We start from the raw sequence: 9,743 nt of genomic DNA on the forward strand, positions 1-9,743 counted from the left end.
TGTGACGTATCCTGTCACGCGTCCTGCTCGGCAGAAGTATAAAAGGTGGTTAGGCCTATGACGGCTGGTTCGAAGCTTCTCAACGCCTTGTCGGCGGCGGCGCTTTCCTCGACGATCCTGACGGCATCCACTGTCGGTATCCAGCTCGGGGTCATGAGCGCTGCGCACGCGGCCGTCGTCAATCGGATCGAGGTTCGCGGTACATCGCGCGTCGATGCCGACACGGTCCGCAACCTCAGCCAGATCCGCACGGGCCAGAATGTGACCCCGGCAGAAATGGATCAGGTGGTAACGCGGCTCTTCGCGACCGGCCTGTTCTCGGATGTCCGTGTCAGCCAGTCGGGCGGCACGATGATCGTCCAGGTCGACGAGAACCAGATCGTCAACGAGGTCGTCTTCCAGGGTAACTCCAAGGTCAAGAACGAGCAGCTCGAATCCGTCGTGCAGACGGCGCCGCGCGCAGCCTACAACGCGTCGACCGCGCAGGCAGACGTGGATGCCATCCGCAGCGTGTATTCCCGCGTGGGCCGCAGCGACGCCCAGGTTTCGGTGCGCACGCTTCCGGCCGATGGCAACCGCGTCAACGTGGTGTTCGAGATCGTCGAGGGTGATCGCACCCGCATCGCGCAGATCAACTTCGTTGGCAACAACGCCTTCGGCGACCGCCGCCTGAAAGAGGTCATCTCGCTGCGTGAAACCGGCTTGTTCGGCTTCCTCCAGAAGAGCGACATCTACGACGAGGATCGTCTGCGCGCCGACGAGGAAACGCTCCGTCGCTTCTATTACAACCGTGGTTTCGCCGACTTCCGTATCGTCTCCTCGGTTGCCGAGCTCGATGCCGCGAAGAACGAATACTTCGTCACGATCACCGTGGAAGAGGGTGAGCGTTACACCTTCGGCAACGTCAACATCGACTCCACCGTGCCCGGCATCGATGCCGCGGCGCTGCAGAACGATCTCGAGACCAAGCCCGGCAATGTCTACAGCGCCGAGAAGGTCGAGGACACGCTCGTCAACCTTACCAACGCCGTGGCGGCCCAGGGCTATGCTTTCGCCCAGGTCACGCCGCGCGGCGACCGCGACTTCACCAACAACACGATCGGCGTCGAATACGTGATCGACCAGGGCCCGCGCGCCTATGTCGAGCGCATCGAGATCCGTGGCAACACGAAGACGCGCGATTACGTCATCCGCCGCGAGTTCGACGTCTCCGAAGGCGACGCCTTCAACCAGGTGCTCGTCCAGCGCGCGCGCCAGCGGCTCGAGGCACTCCGCTTCTTCCAGACGGTCAACGTCTCGACCGCACCGGGCAGCGAGCCCGATCGCGTCGTCGTGGTCGTCCAGGTGGTCGAGCAGTCCACCGGTGAGTTCTCGGTCGGCGGCGGCTATACGACCGGCGGCGAAAACCCGGGCCCTGTGGCAGAGGTCGGCATCACCGAGCGCAACTTCCTCGGTCGCGGCCAGTTCGTGCGTGTGTCCGCCGGCTTCGGCGAGGATACGCGCAACTACAACCTGTCGTTCACCGAGCCCTACTTCCTCGGTCGTCGTCTTGCGGCTGGCTTCGACATCTACCGGACCGAGAACACCTCGTCCGATTACGATATCGAGCGCACCGGCGGCACGCTGCGCATCGCGGCACCCCTCACGCAGCACCTGACGGCGCAGATCGCGTATAACTACAAGGAAGAGCGTTTCGGCGACGATACGGGCGTTGGCCAGTTCGATGCTGCCGGCAACATCTTCTACACGACATGCGCGGATGGCGATAACGCGGCTGCGATCGCAGCGGCTTCGGGCACGCCGGCCACCTTCATCGGTCAGTATGCGCCGCGTTACACCAACTCGGCCATCATCAACCAGGCGATCTGCGACAGCCCGTACACGACGTCGTCGATGTCCTACGCGCTGACCTACAATACGCTGGACAGCAGCTCCGATCCGCGTGACGGCTTCTTCATCCAGGCCGGACAGGAAGTGGCAGGCCTGGGCGGCGACGCCGAGTTCCTGCGCACGACGGGCAAGGCCTCGTGGTTCTCGCTGCTGAACGAAGAATATGACGTGATCGGTCAGTTGAGCGGTGGGGCAGGCAACGTCACTGCGCTCGGCGACGACCTGCGCGTCTTCGACAATTTCTTCAAGGGGCAGGATATCGTCCGCGGCTTCCGGTATCAGGGTATCGGACCACGCCAGTTCGCGGTCGACGGGGCAGGCAACGTGATTCCTGGCAGCAATGGTGTCGCCATCGGCGGCGAGAACTATGCCAATGCCAGCGCCGAAGTTACCTTCCCGCTGCCGCTGGTCTCGCGCGATCTCGGCTTCCGTGGTGCGGCCTTCGCCGATGCCGGCTCGCTCTGGGGTTCGGAGTTCGCCAATCAGCCGGGCGTCGTGGGTGACGATTTCAACATCCGCGCCTCGGCCGGTGTCGGCCTGATCTGGGCATCGCCCTTCGGTCCGATCCGCGTGAACTACGCCTATCCGATCGCCAAGGAAGATTATGACCGGACGCAGGAGTTCTCGTTCGGCTTCTCCTCGCGCTTCTGATACCACGGGCCGGGTAAAGCCAACTCGGCCCGGAATGGAACGATGAACGAAACCTCGTTTTTCAGCCGCGGCGAGCCGAAGACACTCGGCTCGCTTGCGGCGCTTTGCAGTGGAGTGCTGGAGCAGGCGGAAGCGGGCGAATTGCCGATAGACGGCATCGCGACGCTCGAGCGGGCCGGCCCCACGGACATCAGCTTTTTCGACAATCCCAATTACGAGCACGAGCTTGCGGTTACGCGGGCAGGCGCCATCATCGTCGCCGAGCGCTATTCGAAGCTGGTCCCGGCCGGTATCGCCCGTCTCGTCGTGGCGGATACGCAGACTGCCTTCGCCAAGGTCGGCGCGGCGCTGTTTCCGGCTGCGATGTCGCCTTCGGCTTTCGGAGGCGAGGGGGGCATATCCCCTCAGGCCAGCGTTCACCCCACTGCCCGGATAGAAGATGGCGCGACGATCGAGCCGTTCGCCGTGGTCGGTCCTGACGTCGAGATCGGTTCCGGCACCGTCATCGGTGCCGGCGCGGCTGTCGGCGGCGGCTGCCGCGTCGGACGGGATTGCGCCATCGGCGCCGGCGTCAGCCTACAGCATGCACTGCTGGGAAACCGGGTCATTCTGCATCCCGGCGTGCGCATCGGCCAGGACGGATTTGGCTACGCGATCGGCCGCGAGGGCATCCTGAAGCAGGTGCAGATCGGCCGCGTGATCGTTCAGGACAATGTCGAGATCGGCGCCAACTCGACGGTGGACCGCGGCGCTGTCCGCGATACCGTGATCGGCGAAAACACCAAGATCGATAATCAGGTGCAGATCGCCCACAATGTTCGGATCGGACGAAATTGCGTCATCGTGTCGCAAGTCGGCATAGCCGGAAGCGCGACAATCGAAGACAATGTCGCTATTGGGGGGCAATCCGGGGTTAACGGACATGTGACCGTCGGCAAGGGTGCGCAGATCGCGGCCGTCAGCACGGTTGCGGGCGACGTGCCGCCCGGCGCGCGGTGGGGAGGCACTCCGGCGCGTCCGGTGCGCGACTGGTTGCGCGAAGTCACGTGGCTCCGGGAGATGGCGCGCGCCAAGCGGACGACAGGAGGACAGGAATGAGCGAAGAGAAGCCGGTGCTGGAAAAGATGGACGTCATGGAGATCATGGCGCTCTTGCCCCACCGCTACCCTTTCCTTCTGGTCGACCGGATCATCGAGATCGACGGCGACAGAAGTGCCATCGGCATCAAGAACGTCACCGCCAGCGAGCCCCAGTTCCAGGGGCATTTTCCCGGCAACCCGGTCATGCCGGGCGTCCTGATCATCGAGGGTATGGCGCAGACCGCCGGCGCCATCTGCACGCGCGGCCTCGGCGGCATGCCGGCGCTGGTTTACCTGATGACCGTGGACAACGCGAAGTTCCGCAAGCCCGTGGTGCCGGGCGACAGGCTTGAATACCATGTCACGCAGGTCAAGAAGCGCGGCAATATCTGGCGCTTCGACTGCGTTGCCAAGGTCGATGGCGTCAAGGTGGCCGAGGCCACCGTCAGCGCCATGGTCGCACAGGCGGAGGCCGCCTGAGCAAGCTGATGTCATCGAACGATTACACCATTCATCCGACGGCCATCGTCGAAGACGGGGCCGTCATCGGAGCCGGTTGCGAGATCGGCCCGTTCTGCCATATCGGCCCGCGCGTCGTGCTGGGCGCAAACTCCCGGCTTCATTCGCACGTCGTTCTGGCGGGCAATACGCGCATCGGCGACAATGCGCAGATATACCCATTTGCGTCCCTTGGGCACGCGCCGCAGCACCTGAAATATCGGGGTGAGGACACACGCCTGGTGATCGGGGCCAACTGCCTGATCCGTGAAAGCGTGACCATGAACCCTGGCACGGTGCAGGGGCGCTCCGAAACGACCATCGGCGACAATTGCGCCTTCTTCACCGGGGCGCATGTGGCGCATGACTGCATCCTCGGCAACAACGTGACCATCATCAACAATGTGATGCTGGCCGGTCATTGCACGATCGGGGATTATGCCACCTTCGCCGGCGGCTCGGCCATCCACCAGTTCACCCGGGTCGGTCATCACGCCTATATTGGCGGCCTTGCCGCCGTGGAAGGGGACGTGATCCCCTTCGGCATGGTCATCGGCAACCGCGCCTACCTCGCCGGGCTCAACCTCATCGGCATGAAGCGCGCGGGTTTCAACCGTGAGGCCATCCGCAATGTGCGCAAGGCCTATCGGATGCTGTTTTCCGAAGATCTGACCTTCAAGGAAAACATGGAAGAGGTCGAGGCCGAGTATCCGGAGGACCCGCTTGTCCAGGATCTGCTCGGCTTCATCAAGGCCGGCGGCGACAGGGCGCTATGCTTCCCCCGGTCGGTCCGGCCAGCTTGAGCGCGGGCTTGCCGGCGCCGGTGGGCATGGTGCCTGCCACGCCCGGCGAGGCGTTCGGCATCGTTGCCGGCGGCGGTGTCCTGCCGAAGATGATCGCGGATACGCTGCAGCGCGTCGGCTTTACGCCGGTGGTCGTGCCGGTGGGCGACGGGTGGCTGGAAGACTGGTCGCCCTACCGCAACCGGCCGCTGAAATGGTCGCAGACAGGGGATATCTTCCCCTACCTGCGCAAGGCGGGTGTCCGGCATCTCGTCTTCTGCGGCACGATCTCGATCCGGCCGGATTACCGCTCCATGATCCCGTCGCTGCAGACGCTGCGGCTGCTTCCGGAAATCCTTTCCATCATGCGCGGCGGCGACGATACGATGCTGCGCGCCGTATCCCGTGCCTTCGAACGGCGCGGTTTCGAGCTGCATGGCGTGCAAGAGATCATACCGGGCCTCATCGCCCCCGAGGGGCTTATCGCAGGCCGGGCGCCGGACGATGCGGAGGCCAGGGCCATCGAAAGGGCCGCTGAGGCGGCACGGGCGCTGGGCCATCTCGATATCGGGCAGGCCGCGGTGGCTTCGGCCGAGCGGGTCATCGCACTGGAAGGTATCGAGGGGACGCGAGACATGCTCAAGCGTGTCGCCGACCTGCGTCTTCAGGGCCGCATCGGGCGGTCCGAAAGAACGGTCCTCTTCAAGGCCGTCAAGCCGCAGCAGGATCGCCGGCTGGATCTGCCCAGCATCGGCGTTGAGACGATCGAGCAGGCGGCGGAAGCCGGCCTTTCCGGCATCGGGGTGTCTTCCGGTGCCTCGCTCGTCATCGATATCGATGCGCTTGCCGAGGCGGCAGCGCGCCGTGGCCTGTTCGTTGTCGGCGTTGCCGAGGGGAGGCATCCATGAAGGTTGGTTTCGTGGTGGGCGAGCACTCCGCCGACAGGATCGGGGCGGACATCATTCGCGGCCTGCGCAGCCTTGGGGCAACCATAGAGCCCGTGGGCCTTGGCGGGACCGCCATGGAGGCCGAAGGCCTGCACAGCTTTTTCGACATCGAAGAATTGTCGATCATCGGCGTCGGCGCGATCGTGGCGCGGCTGCCGCAGTTGATGCGGCGCCTGTCGCAGACCGTCGACGGCCTGCTCGACGCGCGCCCGGACGTCGTCGTTACCATCGACAGTTTCACCTTTACCAACCGCGTCGCTGCGCGGTTGCGCAAGGCGCGTCCCGATCTGAAGATCGTCAATGTCGTGCCGCCGGCGATCTGGGCCTACAGGCCCGAGCGCGCCAAGGCGCTTGCCGCGGCCGTGGACCACACGGTGTGCCTGTTTCCCTTTGAGCCGGCCTATATCGCCGCAGCCGGCGGCCCACCGGCCAGCTATGTCGGCCACACGATCATGAGCGAGCCGCATCTGAACGCGATATGGCAGGCACGTGGCGGCGGCGTTGAAAAACCAATCGGAGAGCCGCCGACTCTGCTGATTCTTCCAGGCTCAAGGCGCGGCGAGGTGAACCGCCTGATGGACGATTTCGGAGCGACTTTCGCGGAACTGAAAACCCGGATGCCGGGTTTGCGCGGCGTCTTGCCCGTCGTGCCCCGCGTTGCCTCCCTGATCCGGGACAAGCTGTCCGCATGGCCCGAAAAACCCGAAGTGGTGGAGGGCGAGGAGGCCAAGTGGCGTGCGTTTGCCGAGGCAGACGCGGCGCTGGCGGCCTCGGGCACCGTCGCGCTGGAACTGGCCCTTGCCGGAACGCCGATGGTCATTGCCTATCGGCTGGACCCGCTGTCCTATCAGCTGCGTCGTCTCATCACCGGATGGACGGCGGTGCTGCCCAACTACATCGTGGACCATCCGCTCGTGTCCGAGCATTTCCACGAGTTCGTACGCCCGCAACTCCTGTCGCGCAGGCTGGAGCGCCTTTTGAAGGATACGGGCGAGCGGCGGGCCCAGATGGAGGGCTTTGCCGAAATCCACCGCCTGATGACCGTGGACCGGAGCCCCGGTGAAGCCGCCGCCGCTATCATCCTGCAACAGGCTGGACACTAGGCCGCGCCCTTTAGGCGTTCAAATGCAAAAGGCGCGCCCCCGGAAGGGAGCGCGCCTTTTTGTTGCTTCGAGAAAGCGTCAGCTGCGCTTGTCGACTGCCAGATAGTCGCGCTGCGGCGAGCCCGTGTAAAGCTGGCGCGGGCGGCCAATGCGCTGCTGCGGGTCTTCGATCATTTCCTTCCACTGGGCGATCCAGCCGACAGTCCGCGCGAGGGCGAACAGCACGGTGAACATCGTGGTCGGGAAGCCGAGCGCCTTCAGCGTGATCCCCGAATAGAAATCGACGTTCGGGTAGAGCTTCTTCTCGATGAAGTACTCGTCGTTCAGCGCGATGTGCTCCAGCTCCATCGCCACTTCGAGGAGCGGGTCGTCCTTCAGGCCGAGCTCGTCCAGCACCTCGTGGCAGGTTTTCTGCATGATCTTGGCGCGCGGATCGTAGTTCTTGTACACGCGGTGGCCGAAGCCCATCAGGCGGAACGGATCGTTCTTGTCCTTGGCGCGTGCGACGAACTCGGGGATGCGGTCCTTGCTGCCGATCTCCGACAGCATGTTGAGCGCCGCCTCGTTGGCGCCGCCATGCGCCGGACCCCACAGACATGCAACGCCCGCGGCGATGCAGGCGAAAGGGTTGGCGCCGGACGAACCGGCCAGCCGCACCGTGGAGGTGGAGGCATTCTGCTCGTGATCGGCGTGGAGAATGAAGATGCGATCCATCGCGCGGGCGAGAACCGGGTTGATCTTGTAAGGCTCGCACGGCACGGCGAAGCACATGTGCAGGAAGTTTTCCGCGTAGGACAGGTCGTTGCGCGGATACACGAAAGGCTGGCCGATATGGTATTTGTAGGCCATCGCCGCGAGGGTCGGGATCTTGGCGACCATGCGGATGGACGCCACCATGCGCTGGTGCGGGTCCGTGATATCGGTCGAGTCGTGGTAGAAGGCCGACAGGGCGCCCACCGAGCCGACCATGACGGCCATCGGGTGCGCGTCGCGCCGGAAGCCGGAAAAGAACTTCGTCATCTGCTCGTGCACCATCGTGTGGCGCGTGACACGATAGGTGAAGTCTTCCTTTTCCTGGGCGGTGGGCAACTCGCCATAGAGCAGAAGGTAGCAGACCTCGAGGAAGTCGCCTTCCTCGGCGAGCTGCTCGATGGGATAACCCCGATGCAGGAGGACGCCCTCATCCCCATCGATGAAGGTGATCTTCGATTCGCAGGAGGCGGTGGAGGTAAAGCCCGGATCGTAGGTGAACGCACCGGTGTCCTTGTAGAGAGAACCGATGTCGACGACATCGGGGCCGATGGTGCCGTGGCGGACGCCGAAATTGGCTTCCTTTCCGTCCAGCGAAAGCTTGGCGGCTTCACTCATGCGCGTTCCCTTCTTCGAAAGCCGCCGGATCGCTGACGCGGTGGCCGGCGGCGCATAGGTCGATTTCGGAGCTCATGCCTAACTTGTCCGCGTCGTGCGAACAAGTTTTCGGCACTTACTTTTTTCTGCAAAGCAGCGATTTATGCCGCACTGCCAATCAAAAGATATTATAGGGCCCATTCACGATTGGTCTGCCAGACGTGCAAGGGATTCCTCGCGGCCCAGCACTTCCAGAACGTCGAAGACGCCGGGAGATGTCGTGCGGCCTGTCAGCGCAGCGCGCAGCGGCTGCGCGACCTTGCCGAGCTTCAGCCCTTCCTTCTCCGCGTAATCGCGCACGACCGCCTCCAGGCTGGCAACCGTCCAGTCCGAGACTGCCGAGAGGGCCGGCAGAAGGCCCGCGACGATCTCGCGCCCTCCGGTGCCCAAGGTTTCGGCAGCTTTTTCCTCCATCGGGAGAGGGCGGTTGGCAAACAGGTAGGATGCGCTGTCGGCCAGCTCGACAAGCGTCTTGGCGCGCTCCTTCAGGCCGGGCATGGCGCGCGTGAGAAGGTCGAGCGTCTCGGTGTCATCCTTCTGCCGAAGGATGGAGCCGTTCGGCAGATAGTCGCGCTCCGCCATCAGGGTGCGGGCCAGTTCGGCGTCGTCGCTGTGGCGCATCCAGTAGCCGTTGACGGCTTCGAGCTTGGCGAAATCGAAGCGGGCGGCACCCTTGTTCACGTCTGCGATGTCGAACCAACGGATCATGTCCTCGATCGACATGATCTCGTCGTCGCCGTGGCTCCAACCCAATCGGACCAGATAGTTCTTCAGGCCGACGGGCAGATATCCCATCTCGCGGTAGGCCTCGACGCCCAATGCGCCATGGCGCTTCGAAAGCTTGGCGCCGTCCGCGCCGTGGATCAGCGGAATATGGGCCATGACCGGAACGTCCCAGCCCATGGCCTGGAAGATCAGCGTCTGCCGCGCGGCGTTGGTGAGGTGGTCGTCGCCCCGGATGATATGGGTGATGCCCATGTCGTGGTCGTCCACCACCACGGCCAGCATGTAAGTGGGCGTGCCGTCGGACCGCAGCAGAACGAGGTCGTCCAGATCCTTGTTGGGAAAGCGCACGTCGCCCTGCACCTGATCGCGCACCAGGGTCTCGCCTTCCAGCGGGGCGCGCAGCCGGATGACCGGCTTCACGTCGGCGGGCGCCTCGGACGGGTCACGGTCGCGCCAGCGGCCATCATAGCGCGGCGGGCGCTTTTCGACGCGCGCCTTCTCGCGCATCTCTTCCAGTTCCTGGGGGGTCGCATAGCAGTAATAGGCGTTGCCGCGGCGGACCATGTCCTCGGCCACCTCGCGGTGGCGGGCGACACGCTCGAACTGCGAGATCGGCGGTTCATCGGCGTCGAGACCCAGCCACGACAACCCGTCGATGAT

8 protein-coding genes are annotated in these 9,743 nt (G+C 64.2%); 6 read left to right on the forward strand and 2 right to left on the reverse strand.

From position 1 onward, the window contains the following. The first annotated feature begins 57 nt into the window (after positions 1-57). Genes bamA through lpxB form a run of 6 tightly spaced genes read left to right on the forward strand, consistent with a single transcriptional unit; the run spans position 58 to position 6,950 of the window. Positions 58-2,541: an outer membrane protein assembly factor BamA gene (gene bamA / locus AUL31_RS04620; protein WP_060602030.1), complete on the forward strand. Its 2,484-nt coding sequence runs from the start codon at positions 58-60 to the stop codon at positions 2,539-2,541. Between the two features lie 42 nt (positions 2,542-2,583). After that, positions 2,584-3,639 carry a UDP-3-O-(3-hydroxymyristoyl)glucosamine N-acyltransferase gene (gene lpxD / locus AUL31_RS04625; protein ID WP_060602033.1) on the forward strand — a complete coding sequence of 352 codons (1,056 nt, stop codon included), beginning with the start codon at positions 2,584-2,586 and terminating at the stop codon, positions 3,637-3,639. Then, on the forward strand, positions 3,636-4,100 hold the full coding sequence (gene fabZ / locus AUL31_RS04630) for a 3-hydroxyacyl-ACP dehydratase FabZ (RefSeq protein WP_060602036.1): 465 nt from the start codon (positions 3,636-3,638) through the stop codon (positions 4,098-4,100). The genes lpxD and fabZ overlap by 4 nt, the downstream gene beginning before the upstream one ends. Before the next feature lie 8 nt (positions 4,101-4,108). Continuing rightward, positions 4,109-4,921 (forward strand): acyl-ACP--UDP-N-acetylglucosamine O-acyltransferase, encoded by an 813-nt coding sequence (gene lpxA, locus AUL31_RS04635; protein ID WP_060602040.1) that lies wholly within the window; start codon positions 4,109-4,111, stop codon positions 4,919-4,921. After that, complete coding sequence (locus tag AUL31_RS04640; RefSeq protein WP_244489316.1) at positions 4,918-5,808, forward strand: LpxI family protein; 891 nt, start codon at positions 4,918-4,920, stop codon at positions 5,806-5,808. Before lpxA ends, AUL31_RS04640 begins: the two co-directional genes overlap by 4 nt. Then, complete coding sequence (gene lpxB / locus AUL31_RS04645; RefSeq protein ID WP_060602045.1) at positions 5,805-6,950, forward strand: lipid-A-disaccharide synthase; 1,146 nt, start codon at positions 5,805-5,807, stop codon at positions 6,948-6,950. The genes AUL31_RS04640 and lpxB overlap by 4 nt, the downstream gene beginning before the upstream one ends. 78 nt (positions 6,951-7,028) lie before the next feature. Here lpxB and gltA read toward each other — a convergent pair whose 3' ends face one another. Both gltA and gltX read right to left on the reverse strand, forming a co-directional pair. Continuing rightward, positions 7,029-8,318 carry a citrate synthase gene (gene gltA, locus AUL31_RS04650; protein ID WP_060602048.1) on the reverse strand — a complete coding sequence of 430 codons (1,290 nt, stop codon included), beginning with the start codon at positions 8,316-8,318 and terminating at the stop codon, positions 7,029-7,031. Between the two features lie 180 nt (positions 8,319-8,498). Next, positions 8,499-9,743 (reverse strand): glutamate--tRNA ligase (gene gltX / locus AUL31_RS04655; protein WP_060602051.1); only part of this gene is annotated, 1,245 nt, incomplete at its 5' end.

Source organism: Aureimonas altamirensis, assembly GCF_001463885.1.
Classification (GTDB): Bacteria; Pseudomonadota; Alphaproteobacteria; order Rhizobiales; family Rhizobiaceae; genus Aureimonas; species Aureimonas altamirensis.